General features: G+C 40.1%; 20 protein-coding genes. 9 read left to right on the plus strand and 11 right to left on the minus strand.

What is annotated here, in order from left to right:
- Nucleotides 1-5: 5 nt before the first annotated feature.
- Nucleotides 6-884, minus strand: a complete 879-nt coding sequence (locus I6E82_RS17865; protein WP_197118420.1) for an acyltransferase — start codon at nucleotides 882-884, stop codon at nucleotides 6-8.
- A 60-nt stretch (nucleotides 885-944) separates the two neighbouring features.
- Nucleotides 945-2,825 carry a biosynthetic arginine decarboxylase gene (gene speA / locus I6E82_RS17870; RefSeq protein WP_197118406.1) on the minus strand — a complete coding sequence of 627 codons (1,881 nt, stop codon included), beginning with the start codon at nucleotides 2,823-2,825 and terminating at the stop codon, nucleotides 945-947.
- 198 nt (nucleotides 2,826-3,023) lie between these two features.
- On the opposite strand from speA, the gene speE reads away from it, so the two are divergent.
- Nucleotides 3,024-3,887, plus strand: coding sequence for a polyamine aminopropyltransferase (gene speE / locus I6E82_RS17875; protein WP_024608074.1), 864 nt, complete (start codon nucleotides 3,024-3,026; stop codon nucleotides 3,885-3,887).
- A 221-nt stretch (nucleotides 3,888-4,108) separates the two neighbouring features.
- Here speE and I6E82_RS17880 read toward each other — a convergent pair whose 3' ends face one another.
- On the minus strand, nucleotides 4,109-5,341 hold the full coding sequence (locus I6E82_RS17880) for a hypothetical protein (RefSeq protein ID WP_197118407.1): 1,233 nt from the start codon (nucleotides 5,339-5,341) through the stop codon (nucleotides 4,109-4,111).
- Nucleotides 5,331-5,954, minus strand: coding sequence for a methylamine utilization protein (locus I6E82_RS17885; RefSeq protein ID WP_101216087.1), 624 nt, complete (start codon nucleotides 5,952-5,954; stop codon nucleotides 5,331-5,333). The genes I6E82_RS17880 and I6E82_RS17885 overlap by 11 nt, the downstream gene beginning before the upstream one ends.
- A 158-nt stretch (nucleotides 5,955-6,112) precedes the next feature.
- Here I6E82_RS17885 and I6E82_RS17890 point away from each other — a divergent pair, with 158 nt between their 5' ends.
- A complete protein-coding gene (locus I6E82_RS17890) occupies nucleotides 6,113-8,155 on the plus strand; it encodes a glycoside hydrolase family 97 protein (protein ID WP_197118408.1) in 2,043 nt (680 codons plus the stop codon).
- 22 nt (nucleotides 8,156-8,177) lie between these two features.
- On the opposite strand, the gene envZ is transcribed toward I6E82_RS17890, so the two are convergent.
- A complete protein-coding gene (envZ, locus tag I6E82_RS17895) occupies nucleotides 8,178-9,491 on the minus strand; it encodes a two-component system sensor histidine kinase EnvZ (protein ID WP_024607434.1) in 1,314 nt (437 codons plus the stop codon).
- A 5-nt stretch (nucleotides 9,492-9,496) separates the two neighbouring features.
- Nucleotides 9,497-10,216, minus strand: a complete 720-nt coding sequence (ompR, locus tag I6E82_RS17900) for an osmolarity response regulator transcription factor OmpR (RefSeq protein WP_002959552.1) — start codon at nucleotides 10,214-10,216, stop codon at nucleotides 9,497-9,499.
- Nucleotides 10,217-10,411: 195 nt separating this feature from the next.
- Between ompR and greB the strand changes: the two genes are divergently transcribed.
- The 4 genes from greB to I6E82_RS17920 all read left to right on the plus strand — a co-directional run bounded on the left by greB (nucleotide 10,412) and on the right by I6E82_RS17920 (nucleotide 14,459).
- Entirely contained in the window at nucleotides 10,412-10,891 is a 480-nt protein-coding gene (greB, locus tag I6E82_RS17905) for a transcription elongation factor GreB (RefSeq protein ID WP_007584978.1), read from the plus strand.
- A 128-nt stretch (nucleotides 10,892-11,019) separates the two neighbouring features.
- Nucleotides 11,020-11,331, plus strand: coding sequence for a hypothetical protein (locus tag I6E82_RS17910; RefSeq protein WP_007584977.1), 312 nt, complete (start codon nucleotides 11,020-11,022; stop codon nucleotides 11,329-11,331).
- A 50-nt stretch (nucleotides 11,332-11,381) separates the two neighbouring features.
- A complete protein-coding gene (locus I6E82_RS17915; protein WP_165736147.1) occupies nucleotides 11,382-11,963 on the plus strand; it encodes a CBS domain-containing protein in 582 nt (193 codons plus the stop codon).
- 168 nt (nucleotides 11,964-12,131) lie between these two features.
- Nucleotides 12,132-14,459: a Tex family protein gene (locus I6E82_RS17920; RefSeq protein ID WP_121955225.1), complete on the plus strand. Its 2,328-nt coding sequence runs from the start codon at nucleotides 12,132-12,134 to the stop codon at nucleotides 14,457-14,459.
- 72 nt (nucleotides 14,460-14,531) lie between these two features.
- Here I6E82_RS17920 and I6E82_RS17925 read toward each other — a convergent pair whose 3' ends face one another.
- The 3 genes from I6E82_RS17925 to bioH form a co-directional block, all read right to left on the minus strand.
- Nucleotides 14,532-15,386 carry a putative metalloprotease CJM1_0395 family protein gene (locus tag I6E82_RS17925; RefSeq protein WP_197118409.1) on the minus strand — a complete coding sequence of 285 codons (855 nt, stop codon included), beginning with the start codon at nucleotides 15,384-15,386 and terminating at the stop codon, nucleotides 14,532-14,534.
- Nucleotides 15,387-15,390: 4 nt separating this feature from the next.
- Complete coding sequence (locus I6E82_RS17930) at nucleotides 15,391-15,699, minus strand: hypothetical protein (protein ID WP_007584971.1); 309 nt, start codon at nucleotides 15,697-15,699, stop codon at nucleotides 15,391-15,393.
- Nucleotides 15,700-15,789: 90 nt separating this feature from the next.
- Complete coding sequence (gene bioH, locus I6E82_RS17935; RefSeq protein ID WP_010554945.1) at nucleotides 15,790-16,527, minus strand: pimeloyl-ACP methyl ester esterase BioH; 738 nt, start codon at nucleotides 16,525-16,527, stop codon at nucleotides 15,790-15,792.
- A 74-nt stretch (nucleotides 16,528-16,601) separates the two neighbouring features.
- Between bioH and I6E82_RS17940 the strand changes: the two genes are divergently transcribed.
- On the plus strand, nucleotides 16,602-17,279 hold the full coding sequence (locus I6E82_RS17940; RefSeq protein WP_101216091.1) for a ComF family protein: 678 nt from the start codon (nucleotides 16,602-16,604) through the stop codon (nucleotides 17,277-17,279).
- A gap of 224 nt (nucleotides 17,280-17,503) precedes the next feature.
- Here the strand turns inward: I6E82_RS17940 and I6E82_RS17945 are convergent, their stop codons facing one another.
- Nucleotides 17,504-20,053 (minus strand): M14 family zinc carboxypeptidase, encoded by a 2,550-nt coding sequence (locus tag I6E82_RS17945; RefSeq protein WP_197118410.1) that lies wholly within the window; start codon nucleotides 20,051-20,053, stop codon nucleotides 17,504-17,506.
- Between the two features lie 146 nt (nucleotides 20,054-20,199).
- On the opposite strand from I6E82_RS17945, the gene nfuA reads away from it, so the two are divergent.
- Nucleotides 20,200-20,775, plus strand: a complete 576-nt coding sequence (nfuA, locus tag I6E82_RS17950; RefSeq protein ID WP_007584966.1) for a Fe-S biogenesis protein NfuA — start codon at nucleotides 20,200-20,202, stop codon at nucleotides 20,773-20,775.
- A 9-nt stretch (nucleotides 20,776-20,784) separates the two neighbouring features.
- Entirely contained in the window at nucleotides 20,785-21,054 is a 270-nt protein-coding gene (locus I6E82_RS17955; protein WP_002959572.1) for a hypothetical protein, read from the plus strand.
- 14 nt (nucleotides 21,055-21,068) lie between these two features.
- On the opposite strand, the gene I6E82_RS17960 is transcribed toward I6E82_RS17955, so the two are convergent.
- Nucleotides 21,069-22,340, minus strand: a complete 1,272-nt coding sequence (locus tag I6E82_RS17960; RefSeq protein WP_197118411.1) for an MATE family efflux transporter — start codon at nucleotides 22,338-22,340, stop codon at nucleotides 21,069-21,071.
- Nucleotides 22,341-22,382 lie beyond the last annotated feature (42 nt).

Below are 22,382 nucleotides of genomic sequence, written 5' to 3' on the forward strand. Positions count from 1 at the left end.
ACCTTTTACTTATGGTTTTTTTCGAGCGATTGTAGTGTTTGCTCTTTGTTTTCCCATAAGCGGTTTAACTCGCTTTGAAAGCGAACTCTAAATTCAGAATCACCTGTGTAGTCACCAATAAGCTCTGCGCTTACTGGCCTTACTTCCACGTGTACGTTGATATTTTTTACCTTACCACCAGCAAAATCCATAAAAGTAGGAATACCATCTGGGTAATGAATGGTGACGTTAACCACTTTAGTAATTTGCTCGCCCATTGCTTGCATTACAAAAGCAATACCGCCCGCTTTTGGTTTTAATAAATGTGGGAACGGGCTATTTTGGCGCTCATGCTTTTGCGTAGTAAAACGAGTGCCTTCTACAAAGTTAACCACACTTACTGGCATCTCTTTAAATTTTTCGCAGGCTTTACGTGTGGTTTCTAAATCTTTGCCACGCAGCTTTGGATTCTTTTTTAATTGGCTTTTACTCGTGCGAGTCATAAACGGAAAATCAAGCGCCCACCAACATAAACCTAAAATAGGCACGTAAATAAGCTCTTTTTTCAAAAAGAAGTTTAAAAATGGAATTTTACGATTAAACACACGCTGTAATACTAAAATATCGACCCAGCTTTGGTGATTTGCAATTACTAGGTACCAATCTTTTAGTTTAAGGTCTTCAAGGCCAGTTACATTAAGTTTAGTTGGCGTGAATAACGCTTGATTTAAGCTATTAAAGGTAACCCAAATAGTTGCAAATTGCTTAGCTGCCCAGCTCATAAGCTTTTGTAGAGGCTTAATAGGGATAAGCTTTATAAGCCCACAAACAAAAATAGGCACAAACCAAAAAAGTGTGTTTATTGTGTAAAAAATAATACTAAATACACTGCGAATAACTGACATTACTTCCATTCCTTTAAACATTGCGCAGCCACTAATACTGCGCTTTCAGTTGCTTACAAATTAATCTTCAAAATAGGTATAGCCTTCAAGGCCTGCATTAAGCTCAGCTAAATAACCTTCTTTACACTGCGTCGATACATCAAGTTTATTAACTTGGTACGCAAAGTTGTCAGCTAAAATGGCGCTATCATAGTCAACAAACTTTAATACATCCTTAACGCTATCACCTTTTATAGCATTGGTTAACACGTAGCCATCGTCGTTAAGCTCTACGTGCACCGAATCAGTGTCACCAAATAGGTTATGTAAATCACCTAAAATCTCTTGATATGCACCCACCATAAACATAGCAATGTGGTATTGCTCGCCATGCTTATATTCTGGTATTGGTAGGCTGGTTTCGATACCTGCGCCTTCAACGTATTCACGAATCTGCCCGTCAGAATCGCAGGTAATATCTTGAATAATCGCGCGCTGAGTAAGTGGCTGAGTTAAGTTTTCGATTGGCATAACAGGAAACAACTGCTGAATACCCCATACATCAGGCAACGACTGAAATAATGAAAAGTTAACAAAGAGTTTATCAGCAAGCTTTTCGTTTAAATCGTCGAGTACTTCACGGTGCGCGCGCGCGTTATTACTAAGCGATGCACGTACACGATGTAAAATAGTAAAGTAAAGCTGCTCTATTTTCGCCCACTCTAGCATGCTTACTAAGCCATGCACGTACTGATCGTGCGCTTCGCTAAATAAGTGCATAGCGTCGTGATAAATTTCTAATGCCATACGCGGGTTTAAACGCTGTAAACACTGCCACATTTCATCAAGCACTAATGCGCTATTTTCAAGCGGTGGCTCTGGATTTAAATGATTAGGCGCTTTTTCTACGTCAATTACATCGGTAATTAATACCGCATGGTGAGCAGTTAAAGCACGCCCCGACTCGGTGATAATGGCCGGATGCGTAAGGTTATGCTGATCGCACACTTCTGCAAATGCATTCACTACGTTACGCGCATACTCTTCTACGGTGTAATTCATTGAACACGCACTACGTGAGCCTGAACCCTCATAATCAACGCCTAAACCACCGCCAACATCAACGGTGTTAAGTGGCACACCTAATTGAGTAAGCTCAGCAAAGTGACGCGCACATTCACGTAAAGCACGGTGAATATCACGAATGTTGGCAATTTGAGAACCAATATGAAAATGCACCATTTGCATTAAATGCAATTTATTATGCTTTTTAAGCACTTCAACAGCACTTAGTACTTGGCCTGCTGTTAAACCAAACTTGCCTTTTTCGCCGCCCGTGTTTTGCCACTTGCCTTTGCCTACTGAGTTTAGGCGAATGCGAATACCAATAGCCGGTTCAATGCCTAGGTTGTCTATTTCTTCAAGTAGTGTGGTCAGTTCTGAAAGCTTCTCTACCACAATTTTTACGCTGTGGCCCATTGCTTGACCAATACACGCTAGGCGTAAAAACTCACTGTCTTTATAGCCGTTACACACTATTGTGATTGGCTCTTTTGCTACACCCAAAATAGCCATAAGTTCTGGCTTTGAGCCTGCTTCTAAGCCAACAAGCCCGCTTGGATGCGCTAATAGTTTACTTACTACAGAGCGTTGCTGATTTACTTTAATTGGGTAAACACAGGTGTATTTGCCGTTATATTCACGATTTGCTCGCGCTTGCGTAAACGCGTTAGTAAGGGTGTCTACACGATTTTTTAAAATATCGGTAAAGCGCACTAAAACCGGCAACGTTAAACCTTGTTGCTTAAACTGCTCAGTTAATTGCGTTAAAGAAATGGCCGGTTTTGTTTGGTCGCCATCTGGGTAAGCCACCAGTTCGCCTTGTGCATTAATATCAAAATAACCATCACTCCAATGAGCAACGTTATAAGTGGCGCGTGCTGTTTCTAAACCCCAGGTCATGGCAACTCTTCTTTAGTCAATTAGGTATAAAGGCGCATTTTAATACGTCACTATCCACTAGGCTAACAAAAATTGAACTTTCACTCACTCCTAACTAACTTTATTCGTCAAATCAGTTAAAATGTCATTGAGCAAAACGCCAAGCACTGGCAGAATTGCCCCTTTTTCATACTCAACCTAAAAAGTGTAATAGTAACTATGGCAAATTTAGATCAAAGTAAGTGGTTTACTGAAATTAGCGACCGCGATGGCAGCGCATTTTCATTACGTATTAATAAAAAGTTAGATGAAAAACAGTCTCCTTTTCAAAAGGTAGAAATGTTTGAAACCACAGACTTTGGTAATTTAATGATCATCGACGGGTGTACTATGGTAACAACCCGCGAAAACTTCTTTTATCATGAGATGATCAGCCACCCTGCACTTTTAGCGCATCCAAACCCTAAAAACGTCGTTATTATTGGCGGCGGCGACTGCGGTACTTTACGCGAAGTATTAAAACACCCAGGCGTAGAAACTGTAACGCAAATAGATATCGACGAAGTAGTAACGCAAATGTCGTTAAAATACTTCCCAGAGCTTTGTGAATCTAATAACGACGCCCGTGCAACTGTTATGTTTGACGACGGTATTAAATACATGCGCGAAGCCGCTGGCGAATCTATCGACGTAGTGATTGTTGATGGCACAGATCCGGTAGGTCCAGGTGAGGGTTTATTTAACCATGCGTTTTACACAAGCTGTTTAGATGCACTGCGCCCAGGTGGTATTTTAGTACAACAAAGTGAATCGCCACTTATGCACATGCCATTATTAGTTGAAATGCGCGAAGCAATGCTAAGCGTAGGCTTTAAGGATTTACAAACACTGCCATTCCCACAACCAATTTACCCAAGCGGTTTATGGTCAGTAACACTTGCGCGTAAATCACAAGCATTTGACGGTTTTAGAGAAGATGCAGCTGCAAATATTGCGCAGCATAGCGAATACTATAACAACGGTATTCACCATGGTGCACTCGCTACACCTAACTACATGAAACGCGCATTCGATAAAAAATAATACCAATCTGCTTATATATAGGGTCTATTTAACGTTAAGAAAATTACGCTAGAACTAGGCAAAAATTTTTGTATCTAGTTGTTCTAAATAAAAAATTTTTAACGACGTTATAGTGCAATTTAATTCGTTAAATTGATCAAAGATTTATGCAGGTTGGTATAATCTATACCAATTTTATTAAACTAAAAAGGGAGCATTTAAATGCTCCCTTTTTTATACTTTTAAAAACGCCATTGCGCATTTAGCATTATTTGCTGCTGCGAGATTCGTTCATTAAATCCAATTGGCTCTCTATTTTTTGCAACACTTTTAAGTGCAGAACCTTCAACCCCTATTTGTAGTTTACTAGTGAGCTGGTAGCGCCATGTTGCTGTTAAGCCTTCCCCATTACTTGCATTAGGGTCAAACGCGGTTGTGTCGTTGTCAGTAACTTTAAAATAATCATAACGTACTGAAACTCGATGTTTCCCTTCTTTATGGCTCAGCATTAAATAATGGCTATAAAAAGCATTATCAATTAATGCGTTACTGCCCATTTCAGTTTTACCATTAAGTACCTGTGCTATTAAACGTGTTTTACTATTAAACTTATAAAGCCAAGCGGCGCTTGTAAAGCGAGTATCCCAAGCATACTGCCCTGTACTAATATTAAGTGTGGTTGGGTCACCGTTATTGTTGTAATAATAAATTCGAAATTGTGATTTTTTTAAGTAATCCCAATGTACGCCAGCGTAATAGCCAAAACGCCCGTCTACCTCTTCGAACGGTAAAACCTGATTAGCCTGCCAACGTAATTCGTATGCATTTAATGCCGCTATAGGCGCAAATTTAATACTTTCGTTAAATGTAGTTTGTCTATCGTGTAATGCAAAACCACGCCACGCAAGTAAAGTACCTGCAGGGTCATTGCCTTTAAATGTAGCACCTACAAAGCTAAAGCTATGAGCGCTGTTAAAACGTTTTGCTGGGCGCTTAATAGTTACCTCTGCGCCAACAGTGCGTACTTCCTCGCCTATCCAGCTATTAATAGCTGAGTTTGTATAGTTATAAGGAGAAGTCCACCCTATATCAGGATTTTCAAGCGACATAAGTGGGTAAAAGCCCCCCACGCGCATGTGCCATTTATAGTTGCTGTTAGATAGCGGCTGATACTTTATATAAGCCTGCGTAAAACCAAGGCCAACGTCAGGATCTTGATTCGCATTTAACACCCCATGAGCCGACCAACTAGATGCTAAATCAACATTAAAATCTAAAATACCTTGGGATAAAATAAGTTCGTCGCTTTTAGTATCGTGCCGATATAGCCCAAGGCCGCCCTCTTGGAAGCTACGTATATCGTCACCCTGCACGGCTCTAATTTGTATTAAGCCTTTTACTTGTGCATACAACACATTACTAAAACATAAAGCACCGGCTAAAAATGCCAGCCTCGTTAAGCGATTAATAGTCATCAAATTCATCCGTAGCAAAATCAATTTGCTCCGCAATTTCCTGCTTTACTTTATAAGTGATAGGGTTAGTAGCCACATTGATAGTTTGAGATTCAACCTTACTAATATCACTAAACCCAGAATGCCAAACACTTAACGTGTATTCGCCTGCATTGGCATTTAAATCAACATTCCCGTTTTCATCAGTGATTGCAAAAATAGTGCTATCTACCACCACAATATAACCTAACATCCAATCATGAATATTACAGCCAAGCTCAACAACACCCGTTTGATCAAAAGTAATGGGCGCTTTTGGGTGCTCCTTATATAGCTTTAATTCGAACGTTTTGGCTTTAGAAAATGAATAAACATGATGCATGATTGAGTCCGCATTCGGAAACTCTACCTTTGCATTTTGTGGGACAACTAAAATACGCGGCTTAAATTCTCGATTTTTCTGGGTCATCGCATAAGGTGCTTCTGGAGGAATAACGCTAGAGGTGTCTCCTGCAGTTAGCCATACAACAGCATTAGGTAATGGGTCATTATTAGCATTTTTAATTGTAATATTTGCTGCAAAAACTCCAGTACTAACACTTAGTAAAAATACATAAAGTAAGCTTTTTATCATTTTCTTGTCGCTATTATCAATTTGTTTACATTATAGACCGATTAAGCCACCAAATTCTTTCTATTTTTTAAAACATTGAATACGTATGTAAGCAGTCGTATTAATCATCAACAGTCATTATCCTTAAATGTCACCACCGACTCATCTAAGGACACACCATGAGAATACCAGCACTTGTGCTTTTAGCCTTTGCTAGTAATAGCTACGGACAAACCATAGAGCTAAAATCGCCAGACACACAAATAACAGTAAGCATCTCTGACGAAAACAACACGCCAAGCTACGCAATAAAATTTAAAAACAAAGCGGTTATAAACAAATCTTTACTGGGGTTTGAATTTAAAACACAAGCAGCTTTTAGCGACGGCTTTAAAATTAAAAGCATTGAACAACAAAGCGTTAACTCGCAGTGGCAACAACCTTGGGGCGAACGCCAAAACGTTGTTGACGAATATAACGAAGTAGCCGTTACCTTTACAAAAAATGAGCCAAATAAAGGTACCTACACAATTCGATTTAAAGCATTTGATAGTGGTGTAGGTTTTCGATACGAAGTGCCACAACAAGCCGGCTTCGAACATACAGAAATAACCAAAGAGTTAACTGAATTTGCAATAAACAATAGCCATGATGCAACAGCATGGTGGATACCTGCTCGTGGCTGGAACCGCTACGAATATGTTTACAACACTACTCCACTTAACGAAGCTCCACTAGCTCACACACCATTTACGTTTAAAACAAGTGACGGTACTCATATTAGTATTCATGAAGCCGCACTTGTTGATTACGCAGGCATGGTACTTAATCAACGCCGCTCTGGTACGTTCACTGCCGATTTAACGCCGTGGTCAGATGGTGTTGCAGTTAAAAAACAAGGTGCTTTTAAAACACCATGGCGCACCATTCAAATAGCCGACAGCGCTGTTGGCTTAGTTAATTCAGATATAATACTAAACCTAAACGAGCCTAATAAACTCGGTGATGTGTCGTGGGTTAAGCCTGGCAAATATGTCGGTATTTGGTGGGGTATGCATATAAACACGCAAACTTGGGGTAGCGGTAAAAAACACGGCGCCACTACGCAAACCACAAAATACTATATGGATTTTGCAGCGCAGTATGGTTTTGATGGTGTACTCGTTGAAGGCTGGAATATTGGTTGGGATGGCGATTGGTATTTTAATGGCGATGTATTTAACTTTACCAAACCGTACGACGACTTTGATATAGCAGCGCTTGCTCAATACGGCAAAGAAAAAGGCGTACAGCTCATTGGCCACCATGAAACATCAGGCAATGTAAGCAACTACCGTGACCAAATGGAAGATGCCTTTGCCCTTTACGAAAAATCAAACGTAAGCCAAGTAAAAACAGGTTATGTAGCCGATGGCGGAAATATAAAACGTATAGACAAAAACGGTATTGCTCGCCACGAATGGCATGACGGCCAGTTTATGGTTAACGAATACCTTTATAACGTAAAACTTGCAGCTAAACATAAAATTAGCATTAATACTCACGAGCCAATTAAAGATACAGGCCTGCGCCGTACTTATCCAAACTGGATTGCGCGCGAAGGCGCACGCGGACAAGAATACAATGCATGGGGTTCACCTCCTAATCCACCAGAGCATGTACCAATGCTTGCTTTTACCCGCATGCTTGCAGGACCAATGGACTTTACGCCAGGTATTTTTGATATGAGCTTTAATGGTTTAGGAGGCGATACAAACCGCCCACAAACTACACTTGCCAAACAACTTGCACTTTATGTTGTTTTGTATAGCCCAATTCAAATGGCTGCCGACTTACCTAAAAACTATTTGGCTAAGCCCGATGCGTTTCAATTCATTCAAGACGTACCAACAGATTGGCAGCAAAGTATTGCTATTAATGGTGAAGTAGGCGACTTTATTGTATTCGCTCGTAAAGAACGTAAAAGCACTAAATACTCAGGAAACGATTGGTACCTAGGTGCTGTTACTGACGAAAAAGCCAGAACTATTGAGGTAAAACTCGACTTTTTAGAGCAAGGCAAAAAATTTGAAGCACAAATTTATAAAGATGGTAAAAGCGCAGAGTGGAAAAACAATCCGTACGATCTAGCTATCGAAAAACGTGTTGTAACTGCAAGCGATAAACTAACGCTTAAATTAGCCACTAGTGGCGGTACAGCTATTCGTTTTAAAGCACTTTAATATAATGGGCCCCCTGCATTTACTATGCAGGGGTTGATACCTTTATTGGCAAGTATACTTGTGCACTTAAACCGCCTTCTGGGCGGTTTTCTAGCTTTACTTTACCGTCGTGCATATCAACAATGCGTTTAATAATAGCAAGGCCTAGGCCACTGCCTTCACTTCCTCGTGCAGCATCGCCTTGTTTAAAAGGCTCAAAAACAGACTCTAATTCGTTTTCAGGAATGCCGGGGCCACTATCGTTTACAGCGATAACTACATATTTTTTGTTTGAATTAAAGTAGCTAAGTACTTCAATATCGCCCTCAGAATAACGCAGCGCATTACCAATCATGTTGGTAATTACACGTTTAATAGCCACAGAGCTTAACGGTATATTGCCTATATTTGGATTACTTTTAAACGTAATAGTACGTTGATGCTGAAGCTCAGAATTGACAACCTCGGCAACTAAAGCATTGATATCTTCGCAACTTAGTTCTTCACGTTTATGGTGGCGTAGATACTCAATAAACTGATCAATAATCCCGTTCATGTCTTCTATATCGTAAATAATACCTTCACGAAGATAGTCGTCTTCATCAACCATCATTTCGGTGGCTAAACGGATACGCGTAAGCGGCGTACGTAAATCATGAGATACACCGGCCATTAGTAAACGGCGGTCGTTTTCGAGTGCGGCAATTCCGCGCGACATTTGGTTAAACGCACGCGTTACTTCTATTACCTCTGTTGAGCCTTGTTCTTCTAACTTGGTAGAAAAGTCGCCTTTACCCACTTTCACTGCAGCTTGTTGCAGTGCTTTTAATGGCCTATTAAGGTGCCTTGCAAACAACCACCCACCCAACACACTTAAAAAACCAATACTTGATAAGTAAAACGTTAAAAACTCTAAGTTATTCTCTTTAAAGCCTTTAAGCGGTACCTTTACCCAATAACCTGGTGCTTGCGGTGCTTCAACCCAATAAATCAACGGATCAGTTTGGCTAATACGTACACGAGAGTAACCACCAAGTTGCTCAGTCATGCTGCGCGATAGCATAGAATATTCGCGGCTTTGCCCAAGCCCTTGGCGCATTGCTTCGCGCTGCGTCATGACTTCAATACCAGTAATTTCAAAAAACTTTGCAGATACTTCGTCGTTTATTTCAACGCCATCTTCCCAGTCAATGAATACTGTTTTAATTTGCTTAGCAAGCATCAAGTTAACTTGCTCAATGGTTGGTTTTACAACATAAAAACTAACCGTAACATAAGACACTATTTGATTTATGAGCAGCAGAGCCGCCACTAAAAAAACAGTTTGTCCAAAAGCACTGCGCGGAAACATGCCCATAAATATTACTTTTCACCGTCGGGAACAAACACATACCCCAAACCCCAAACGGTTTGAATATATCGTGGATTGGCAGCATCTACTTCGATCATGCGGCGAAGTCTCGACACTTGCACATCAATGCTTCGCTCAAGCGCACTGTAATCGCGGCCACGCGCTAAGTTCATTAGCTTATCGCGGCTAAGTGGCTCACGTGGATGCGAAACAAGCGCTTTAAGCACTGCAAACTCACCACTGGTAAGCGATATTGTTTTATCCCCTTCACTCATTTCGCGCGTTGCTAAATTAAGCGTAAATTTACCAAAAGCGATTAAGTTTTCTTCAGCAGCAGGTGCGCCTGGCACTTCTTTTGCGCGGCGACGTAAAATGGCTTTTATGCGAGCAAGTAGCTCTCGTGGATTAAATGGTTTTGGAATGTAATCGTCAGCGCCAAGTTCAAGGCCAATAATGCGATCTACTTCGTCGCCCTTTGCAGTAAGCATAACAATAGGAATTTCATTTTCTTTTTGGCGTAGACGGCGGCAAATAGATAAGCCATCCTCGCCTGGAAGCATTAAATCGAGAACCATTAAGTGAAAGTTTTCTCGCTCTAGGAGTCTATCCATTTGCTCCGAGTTTCCTGCGGTTCTAACAATAAAGCCTTGCTCTACTAAATAACGTTCAAGCAAACTGCGTAAGCGCATATCGTCATCAACAACTAATACTTTTGTGGTTTCGTGTCCCATAATCTCTTTCTTATTTTTATATCCAATTACTAGTTAATATAAATGAAAAACTTAATAATCAAAAACTAATTACTTGCTTAGATTGTTACTGAACATTTCAAAGCTTACTTACTCGCACTTTATTATATTTTACGCTCGACAAGTTTTGACAAATTTAATAACGTGCACACCATTAGAGCTAATAAAGAATTCACCATGAAAACAAATTTAGTTACCCGCGAAGGTTACTTACAATTACAACAAGAACACGACCAACTATGGAACGTTAAACGCCCAGAAGTAACAAAAATAGTAAGCTGGGCAGCCAGCCTCGGAGATCGCTCTGAGAACGCAGACTATCAATATAACAAGCGTTTGCTACGCCAAATTGACCGTCGTGTACGCTATTTACGCAAACGCATACCTGATTTAAAAATCATCGACTACTCTCCCGTTCAAGATGGAAAAGTGTTTTTTGGTGCATGGGTCGAAATTGAAAACGAAGAAGGTGAAACTAAAAAATTCAGAATTGTCGGACCTGATGAAATTTACGACCGAAAAGATTACATATCGATAGACTCACCTATGGCGCGGGCGCTGATTAAAAAACAAGTAGATGACGATTTTGAGGTACCTACTCCTCAGGGTAAAAAACAGTGGTATGTAAACAGTATCGATTACCAAAAAAAGAAATAAAAAGTTTTGATTCAGATCATGTTAACTTTTGATTGTGTAAATTAAACCAATAAGCTATAACTGAATTATTCAAGTTGATTTGTTTAATTTGAAAGCAGTTAATAAAGCAGTTAATTAAGGTCGTGGTTATGTCAAACATAGTACAGCGCATATTAAATAATGCCGTATTGTTTGCACTTTTAATGAGTGTAAGTTTGACGCTGCATGCCAGTAACACTGAAGTAAACCTTGATAACGCTAAACTATCTAATCACTTTATTGCTTGTGACATTCCTGACCAAGCAAACCTCGATTTTGACGTAGACTCTCACGTTAATACTATTACCTTTAGGTCGCCTCAACCACTTCCTAATGTCGTAGATTCTTTTTATAAGAGCACCAATCTAAACAGACCTTTTAGCACTGCGTACCAACGCGGACCACCTAGCTATTTAATTTAATTCATTATTTTACAATTTAATTAAATTTTATAACTACTAAGGTGACTACTATGTCTAACTTTAAAGAATTACGTACTCTAAATGTTTCTCACGGCGTTATTGCAAGCACATTTGCAGATGACCAACCATTGATTGATTTATCATCTCCAGCGCTAAAAATGGTAAATAACTTTACTCAAAAAACGCCTATTCGTGCAGAGCATACAACAACGATTACAGATGCACTTAAACAAGTTAGTGCACAACAATCTGATTTTGTTTTAGTAACCGACGAGAACCAAAAATTGATTGGCCTTGTTTCTAGCGCCGATTTACAAAGCTCTAAAATTACTATTATTGCAGAGCGTTTAAATATGCAACGAAGCGAAGTAAGCTTGCGCGATATTATGACGCCAATTAGCCGACTTACAGGTGTAAGCATGCAAAGCTTAAGCTATGCATGCATTGGTGATGCGCTGCAAACGATGGAGCATCAGGGCACAATGTTTTTATTAGTTACAACAGCAAGTAGCGAAATTTGTGGTCTAATTTCAGCTCGCCAAATAGCTAAAACATTACATATTCCACTGCATATTAGCCCTATTGCTCACTCTTTCAGTGAAGTATTAGAAAACATTGAGCATCCTCACTAGGGCGCTCTTTTAGTTGAATTGATTTACTCCCCTCCCAACCATCTTAAAGCAAGTGAAATAGCTTGCTTTAAGAGCTTTTTATTACTACCTCCTGTGATATTATTCAAGCAATTAACGGCGCCAGTAACACGCTTCTGGTCTTATTTTATTGTATAAAAAGGTTTTTGCATGAGCGATATCTCTGCACGTTTAGCCGGTGAGTTAAACGCACAGCAGCAACAGGTTGTTGCAGCTACAAAATTACTTGATGAAGGCGCAACTGTTCCTTTTATTGCCCGCTACAGAAAAGAAGTTACCGGCGGCCTAGACGACACCCAATTACGCCTTTTAGAGCAGCGTTTATCGTATTTACGTGAACTAGAAGAGCGCCGTAGTTTTATTTTATCGACCATCGAATCGCAAAATAAATTAACGCCAGAGCTAAGTGCCGATATAACTAATGCACAAAGTAAAACTGAACTTGAAGATTTATACCTACCTTATAAAGCTAAGCGCCGTACTAAAGGCCAAATAGCAATTGAAGCAGGTTTAGAGCCACTTGCAGATGCACTATTTAAAGATGCTAACCTTGACCCAGAGCAACAAGCAGATCAATTTGTAAGTGCTGAAAAAGGCTTTGCAGATACAAAAGCTGTACTCGAAGGCGCTAAATTTATCTTGATGGAGCGCTTTGCTGAAGACGCAAAATTACTTGCTAAATTTAGAAGCCACATAAGCCAAAACGGCGCAATTGAAAGCACTGTAATTAAAGGCCAAGAGCAAGCGGGTGCAAAATACCGTGACTACTTCGAGCATCAAGAACTTCTCAAAAAAGTACCTTCTCACCGTGCGCTTGCTATGCTTAGAGCCCGAAATGAAGGTGTACTTCAGTTAAATGTTAATCCAGAGCCTAGCGCTGAAAATTCAGCGCAACTATGTGCCAACATGATTGCTGACCATTACCGTTTAGATATTAAATATAAAGCGGCAAGTCCTTGGTTATTAAACGTTGTGCAATGGGCGTGGAAAATTAAGTTAGGATTACACCTAGAGAATGAATTTTTTGCAGCAATGCGCGAAAAAGCAGAAGCTGGTGCAATCGACGTATTTGCTAAAAACTTAAAAGATTTATTAATGGCAGCACCTGCAGGCCCCCGTACTACTTTAGGTCTTGATCCAGGCCTTCGTACTGGCTGTAAGATTGCCGTTGTTGATAGCACAGGTAAATTACTAGCTACACAAACTATTTTCCCTCATGCACCACAAAATCATTGGGATAAATCAGTGCGTACGTTAGAGCAACTTTGTCGTCAACATAAAGTTGAGCTAATTGCGATTGGTAACGGTACTGCATCACGCGAATCAGATAAGTTGGTTGCTGAGCTTATGAAAGCAAACAGCGAACTTAAGCTTAGTAAAATTATGGTTAGCGAAGCGGGTGCATCGGTTTACTCAGCTTCTGAATTTGCAGCTAATGAATTCCCAGATTTAGATGTTTCTATACGAGGGGCTGTCTCTATTGCGCGCCGCCTTCAAGATCCTCTTGCTGAACTTGTTAAAATTGAGCCAAAATCAATTGGTGTTGGCCAATACCAACACGATGTATCGCAAAGCCAATTAGGCCAAAGCCTTATTTCAGTAGTTGAAGACTGTGTAAACTCAGTAGGCGTAGATTTAAACATGGCATCGGTACCGCTACTTACACGCGTATCTGGTTTAAACAAAACATTAGCGCAAAATATCGTTAATTATCGCGATGCTAACGGCACATTTACTAAACGTAGTGAGCTTAAAAAGGTTGAGCGTTTAGGGCCAAAAGCATTTGAACAAGCGGCTGGTTTTTTACGTATTAACAATGGTAGCGATCCTCTAGATAACTCATCAGTTCACCCTGAAGCTTATCCTGTTGTTAAACGTATTTGTGAACGCAATAGCGTCGATGTCAGTAACCTAATTGGTAACAGCGACTTTTTAACTAAACTTGCTGCTAACGATTACACTGACGAAAAATTTGGCTTACCAACCGTTACCGACATTATTACTGAGCTTGATAAACCAGGTCGAGATCCTCGCCCTGAATTTAAAACAGCTGAGTTTAAAGCCGGTGTTGAAAAAATTAGTGACCTAAAACCAGGTATGATTTTAGAAGGCGTGGTTTCAAACGTTGCTAATTTTGGTGCGTTTGTTGATGTAGGTGTTCACCAAGATGGTTTAGTGCATATTTCAGCAATCACGAATAAATTTATATCAGATCCGCGTGAAGTTGTTAAAGCTGGTGATATTGTAAAGGTTAAAGTTGTTGAAGTAGACGCTGCACGTAAACGTATAAGCTTTACTATGCGCTTAGATGACGACATTGACACAAGTAATAAGTCAGCAGCGCCAGCTACGCAAAAGCCACAAGCACGTGCTAATAATTCGCAACCTCGCGCTGCAAAGCCTAAACGTGACAACGGTAATGCGTTAATGGGTAATGCATTTGCCGATGCGTTCGCTAATGCTAAAGTGAAAAAATAATACTTGTACAGCTAAGCTAAAACGAAAAAAACCGCTTACGCGGTTTTTTTGTGGTTATGTTTTGCTAAATTATTAACTTAACGCTGAAAAACTACCTTGGCTCGCTGGCGATGTAGCCATTTGATAAAAGTTAGCAATACGTCCCGCCCGTGCCTCAACATCGGCATCACGTGTTTGCTCATCACTTTTAGCTGTTTTTTTATCGTTGCTTTCATCGCTAGAGAATGAAGCTTCAAGCTTATTTTTTGCGTCTTCGTCGTCTTCTTTTTCAGGTTGTGCAAGCTCAGCTTGAGCCGCTGCTAGCTTTTGCGTTGCATCTGCAGCAATAGAGCGATCAGCTCCCGAAGGCTCTGCAGGCGCTAATGCGGCAGCGCGTACCGTTTGCATTTTGTTTATAGTCGCTTGCGGGTCACCCGGAATTTCTGACACATCTATTTGTACTTCTCCGCCAACTGCGTAGTTAGTACCATCTGGACCACGTTGATACTCATAGCTTGGCGAGCCAGCATGTTGCCCACCTACAGAAGCGTGCGCTTGCTCGTGTATTCGTACTTCAGTATCTCGTGCTTTTAGCTCTGTAATTTGTTGTTGTTCTTGTTCTAATTGCAGCTCTTCTTGCTCAGATTCTTTTTTCTCAATTGCTTCACTTTCTTCCTCAGAGCCCTCAGGGTTTTCTGAGTTTCCATCGCGCTGCTGAACTGACTTTTCGTCTGCTATTTTCCCCGTTGCGTTATACGTCGCACCATCGCTACTGCCTGGTAATTTTGCTTTTTCAGAATCACTTTGCGCTTTGGTTTCTGTATTGCTTGCGCTACTAGATGCGGGAGCAGGAATAACTTCGCGTAGTTGGTTGTCACGCCGTGCAGTTTCCGTATAAACATTTGCAGTGTTTATATTGATAGAAGGAAATGGCGTGACAATATTCATAATACTAAACTTTAATATCGATTAACGTGCCAAGTACATCATCGGCCGTTTGAATTGATTGCGTATTTGCCTTGGCATTAAACTCTTCAACTTTTAAGTTAACAAGTGCTTCATCAACACGAGCAGGCTGTGCTACAGGTGCAGTAATAGCTTCTTCAGGGCGTGCTGCTGTAAGCTGACGTTGCTGCGCTAATTGCGCGTCATCTTGCTGTTCTATACTGGCACGGTTAATCTCAGCACTGGCTTTTTCAATACCTTGGCTAGCTCGATTAAACCCTTCTACACCACTATTAAATACAGATCCGATTGGCATATTAAAACCTCCACCAAATAAACATTGTTTAATTATCGCTCAGGTTCTGCTCAAAATAAAGCTTTAAACAGCGCTATTCTTAGCTCTATTTTAAAGCATTGATTTAACGACAGATAAAAACTCACTTTTATGAGAAATAAATGGCGCGTGCGACGCTTTATCTAGCACCTCATATTCAAACTCAGTATTTAGTACTGACATTTCACTAATTGCTTTATAAGGCACTAAGGCATCAAGTCGGCCAAATACTCCTTTGATAGGTACTGGGCAATGAGCAAATAAATCACGTAAATCGTCGTTTTGTAAAATATCTAAACCAGCACTCAGGGCGTCGCTTTGTGGTGCGCTGTACTGATTTAGTAATTGTTTAAGCAGCTTTATATCATCACGCGCCGACTCGCTACCCATCGCTTGAATAGCTAAGAAGCGCTCTATTGTTTTTTCTCGATGATTAACTAACTGCTCTTTAAACTGCGCCAATACATTCGCTTTTATTCCGGGCCAATTATCTGCCTCCGCAAAAAAAGGAGTCGATGCAATTAAAATAACTTTTGATACTTTTTCAGGCCAATGCTTAGCAATATAAAGTGCAAATAATCCACCTAACGACCACCCCATTAAAATGGTCTTCGGCTTTAACTGCTTACTTAAAGTTTCTGCTGCATCATGCAAAGTATAAGGGCTTGGGCAAACATGGCTATTACCAAACCCAGGTAGGTCAAGGCTACGTACACTTCCTGAATATAAAAACTCAAGTTCTGGCTGTACTAACTGCCATACGCCCTGATTCATTCCCCAACCATGTAATAACACTAACTCATTTTGCATATTTGCCTAACCTTTACCAAACTTAGGCTCATCATAACGTTTAAAAAGGCGATTGCAATGCAAGGAGAGAGTCAGTGAAACAAGCCGTTTTAAATTGGTTATTTCCCTCTTATTGCGTGCAATGTCAAAATACGATTACGACCTCTTTAGGGCTTTGTGATTATTGCCTTGAAGATTTACCATTGTTTGATTTTAGTAAGCATAAGAATTTACTGCATCGACCCGATATTGTTGAGATGTTTCCTAATTGCGAGTTTGATAAATTATTTGCCTGTGCTTTTTATCAACCTCCCTTTGAACATTGGCTTAAAAGGCTAAAATTTAATAATCAAATTCATTATAAAAAGGCATTGCAGCAAGTTATACAAAAACAATTAACGCAGTTTTTTGAGCAAAGCCCTACTTTGCCAGATACCTTTATTATTTTACCTCTTCATAAAAGCCGATTCATTACTCGCGGGTTTAATCAGGTAAGCCAAGTTTGGCAACCATGTTTAGCTAATTACGCATCAGTGAGTAACGTACTTATTCGCGATAAAAAAACACAAGCCCAGTCGGAGCTATCTAAAGCAAAGCGTATTAAAAACTTAAAAAATGCCTTTATTTGTACAGAGGATATGGGCGGTAAAACAGTCGCTATTGTTGATGATGTGATGACGACAGGGGCAACATTAAACGCAGCTACTAGTGCACTAAAACAAGCAGGCGCTAAACAAGTGTGGGCTTTTACAACTTGCTTAACGCCTATTTAATTATTAAAAAGTATTATACCAATCCGCAATAATACTTAATCATTTTACGGGGCTAAACGTGTCGCTACCTGTGTTAAAAAATTCTCATTTACGACTGCATGGATGCAGAAGGTAGAGCAATGCAGGAGCAATTGCCGAGAACAACTAAATAGCGAATTTTTTGCCTAGCTATCAACACGTTTTTCCATCCTCAAAATAGATCACTTAATTTAAGCGAATTAGTATTATTCGCCATTTGCACGAAACGTATGGCCAAAAAATAAAGCGTTGCTTAGTAGTCGACTAGTCCCATACCAGTAGCCTCTAAATACAGGGTCATCGGTCATGCCTATTACTGTACCTCGTCCGTATGAGTGAGCAATTAAGCCTGCGCCGCCAGCAACTTGCTCAACATTAACGGCATCGGTAAAGCCTGCCAATAATGGATTTTTAGTGTAGGTAAGTATATTTACGAACGGAGCATCGGAAGCTTCTAGCAACCAAGTACTGTTTTTGAATACGGGCAATGTATTACGCTTAAGTGAAAATGTAAGCGGATGAGTTAAATCTACATTAGTATTAAAAATAGCACCTGCAATGCGTTGACGTCCTGCTAAATGATCTTTATCGCCATAACTTAAATCTGTCGTTTTAAATGCACTTGCTACATCTTGTCGTGATAGATAGCTTGCTTTGAGTAATTGCTGATCAGCTAAAAATTTAGCGCCGCCTTTGTGACCCCAAATAACGCCGCCTTTTCTTACCCAGCTTTTAATAGCAACTTTGTCGGCATCAGATAGGCTATTGTAATTGCCATGAGCAAGCACAATATGACTGTAGTCACTTAACTCGAGTGAACTAAAGCGGTTCATTTCAACAATTGTTGGTGCAACACCTACAAAGCGATCTAGGTAATACCACACTTCGCCGACTTCGTACTGGCTTGCGCCTTGCCCGCCAATAAGCAGTACTTTTGGAGCACTAACAACCGCCATTGATCGCGACCCTAAATCGGCTCCTTTACTTGTTAAACCTGATGTAATCGGTTTGATTGCAATACCAAACTCATTTTGTGCTTTATTTAGCAAGGTAATCCAATCTGTATTTGTTTGTAGTCCAGCCGGTATAATAATACTTCCAGGTTTAAAATTAATTTCTCCTGATGTTGATTTAGCCGTTAATGCTTTTAGCGCTACACGTGCTTTTATACCTTGCTGTAATAAGCTATTTAACATTTTAGGTGCTAAATAATCATCCCACGAAAAACCAAATGCGTAACCTTCGGTGAGTGAAGAAAATGATGGGGTTGCTACTTTTTCCCATGCTTTATCAGCAACCTTTAATCCCCAACTACTTTTAACTTTAGAAAATGGCAAATTAAACGCATGCGCTAATGTCCAGCCAGATACATCGTAAAAAGTATTATCAGCAAAGTTTTTTTGCTCACTAAAAATCGCTTTTACCAAACGATATTGTGGTTGTGCTAATGGTACAAAATAGCTATGTGTACTGAAATTCTTACCATCTGCTTTTAATGATTTAGTAAGTGGGTAAGCGTTAATTTGATGCTGCTTTAACAATTCTAAAAAGTGCTTAATACGGGTGTTGTCGCTTGCACCTTCAACAACATAACCTTCAAAGCTTTCATCGCTGGCTAAATCAGTAGCCTGATTATAAAATTTAGCTTGGTAATCCAATAACGCTTGGCGGTTATCAACTGCTGCCTTAAAGGTAGATAAACTCGTTAACAGTTGATTTTTAATAGTGAAAGGAAAGCTCAAAGGTCCATTTATAGTTTCTTGAATATGTCCACGAGAACTTGCCTGCTCAAATAAAATGCCTATGCCACCATTTACATCGGGATAGGTTGAACCTTTACCGTAATAGAAGTCATCAAAGCTTTCTTCAGTAAAATAAAGTGCGTTGTTTTCATCTAACGTTTTTGCGTGATAGTTAGCAATCGCTTTAGTTAACGTTACATTTTCATCAGGTGTTATTGGGTGTTTACGGCTTGGAATACCTGGTTGAAAAAAGTAACTGCTATTAGGCCCCATTTCATGAAAATCGGTTAAGACATTTGGTTTCCACTGATGAAATTTAGCAATACGTGCACGCGATTCAGGATGCTGTAGCAGTAGCCAATCGCGATTTAAATCAAACCAATAGTGGTTAGTACGGCTGCTAGGCCAGTTTTCAACATGCTCACGGGTTTTAGGGTCACTTGATAAATTCATGCCTCGGTTACTGTTGGCCCAATTAGCAAAACGAGCAAGCCCGTCAGGATTAAGTGAAGGATCGAGTAAAATAACCGTGTTATTTAATAGCTCATCTATTTCAGTACCTTGTGCAGCAGCTAAGTAATATGCCACCAGCAAAGATGAGTTACTACCTGATGACTCATTACCATGAACGCTATAACCCATCCATACAACGGCAGGGTCGTCTTGTGCTTTACTACTGTTATTACTTAAGCGTGCTAAGTGAGCTTGGCGTGTCTGCTCTATGCTTGATAACTTATCAGCAGCAGTAATTGTTAGCATTACTAACGGGCGTTGTTCATGCGTGCGGCCAATCACCTCAAAATTTATACGGTCGCTTTTATCAGCAAGTATTTCCATATAACGCACGAGCTGATCGTGTCTCACGTGCCACTCTCCTACTTCGTAACCGAGTACTTGCTCAGGAGTAGGAATTGAAGGGTCAAATTTTACATCTTGTTCAAAATAATACGAAAGTGGCTTAGCTACACTTGAAAAGCTAAGCAACACCACCATTAATGTTAATACCAAACGCATATAAATCACTCAAAAAATGTTCGTTGTTTGCACGCTACCATTGCTTAAAATAGATGCCAACTTTTTACGCTCAACACTAGCCGCAACACGATGAGCGGAGTATGATACGCAGTATCCGAGTAATTTAGTCAAGTATAGATGGTTTTATGATTTCTATTTCCGAAACAGCGCAAGCGCATTTTGCTAAACTATTAGCAGATCAATCACAACAAACCAATATTCGTGTGTTTGTTGTAAACCCTGGTTCATCACAAGCGGAATGTGGTGTGTCTTATTGTCCAGAAGACGCTGTAGAAGCGAGCGATATTCGCCTAAACTTTAACGGTTTTGATGCCGTTGTAGATGCAGAAAGTGCTCCATTTTTAGAAGAAGCTGAAATTGATTTTGTTACCGACAAAATGGGTACTCAGTTAACGCTAAAAGCACCAAATGCAAAGGCGCGTAAAATAGGTAACGATGCATCGTTAAACGAGCGTGTACAGCACATGCTAGAAACCGAAGTAAATCCACAACTTGCTAACCACGGCGGTCAAGTAAGCCTTGTTGAAATTACAGCTGCAGGTATAGCTATACTTCAGTTTGGTGGTGGTTGTAACGGTTGTTCTATGATCGATGTAACGCTAAAAGAAGGCATTGAAAAAGAAATGATAGCTAAGTTTGAAGAAATCACCGGTGTTGCTGATATAACAGAGCACGAAGCGGGCGATCACTCTTACTATTAGGCCTTGTAAATGCTAAAGCAGCTTATTTATCGCTTAGGGAGCAACCCTAAGCTGAGCTTAAAGCGCTTTTTTCGCGGCTTAGCACTGTTTGTGCTAGCCGTGATATTCATATCTATTGGGTATTACACTCACTACAGCTTACAAATAATTGGCGTTATAATTTTACTCCCCGCATTATTTTTTGCCGGTTGGGGCTACTGCGGTATTTTTGCTAATCGTTTTTCACAAGTTTTAAAAGATATGGGCCCTAAACACCACGACCCCGATCTCTGGAAATAAACCATTTATTTAGTTTAATCTAATAGCTGATTATTTATTTTTAAGTGGTGATATTTAATTATTAATGTAAGCCCGCGCATTAACATAAAACAGCTCATAGCCAGCCATAACCCGTTATTTTGCCAGTCTATAAACACCCAAAACACACCAAAAAAGCCAACTCCTGCTGAAAGTATCATACTGTTACGCATGTTCTTTGCTCGCGTAAGCCCTACAAAAACACCATCAAACAAAAAGCAACTCATGGCCAAAATAGGCAACACTATTAGCCATGGTAAATAGTGTGTTGCCTCTTGAATAACCTCTGGCACATTGGTTAAAAGCTTGATTATACCGCTGCCAAATAATGCAAAAAAAGCGCTATATAAGACGCCAAAAAGCATGCCCCAAAATACACTTATTTTAACCCAAAGCTCTATATTTTTAACGCTTCCTTGGCCTTTAGCTTGCCCTACTTTTGCCTCAGACGCGTAAGCAACGCCATCAAGAGCAAAACTCACCAACATTAGAAAGTTAAGTAAAACAGCATTAGCAGCTAATGTGGTTTCGCCTATACGCGCTGCGTAAAACGTCATAAAACTAAAGCATAATTGCAGTATTAAAGAGCGAATAAATATATCTCTATTCAAACTCAATAATTCAGCCATTTTGCTAATACTCAACCAATTCGGTACATTTAGATCAATGTCTTGTTTTTTAGCTAGTTTAACCACTAAAAACAGTGCAAATACTAAAGCCGTATAATCAGCAATAAGTGAAGCCCACGCAGCGCCTGCAACTGCCCAATCTAAATAAACAACAAAATAAATATCGAGTACTATATTAACGATATTAGTGACGAGTAATAAATAAAATGGACCTCGACCATAATGCACACCAAGCATCCACCCCAGTAACACTAAATTACATAATGCTGCTGGAGCACTAAAAATACGAATGCTAAAATACTGATACGCTTGGGTAAGTACGTCGCTATTGGCGGCGGAGAGGTAAGCTATAGCGTGCTTTATTAATGGGGATAACACAATTAATAGCACGGCCACTACGCTTGCAAGCAATAGGCTTCGTTTAAGTAAAGCGGCAAGTTGGGTTAAATCGTTTTTTCCGTATGCTTGTGCCACGAGTCCCGTGGTGCTCATTCTTAAAAAACCAGCAAGCCAAAATAAAATAGATATAACTGCAGAGCCAAGGGCAATACCCGCTAGGTAATGAGCGCTTCCTAAGTGCCCAATTACAGCAGTATCAACAATTCCTAACAACGGCACTGTGATATTTGATAGTATCATCGGACCCGCTAACAACAGCAAGCTTTTATGGTGTGCCTTATT

Origin of the sequence: Pseudoalteromonas sp. NZS11, assembly GCF_015864765.1 — a bacterium.
In the GTDB taxonomy this organism is placed as follows: domain Bacteria; phylum Pseudomonadota; class Gammaproteobacteria; order Enterobacterales; family Alteromonadaceae; genus Pseudoalteromonas; species Pseudoalteromonas arctica.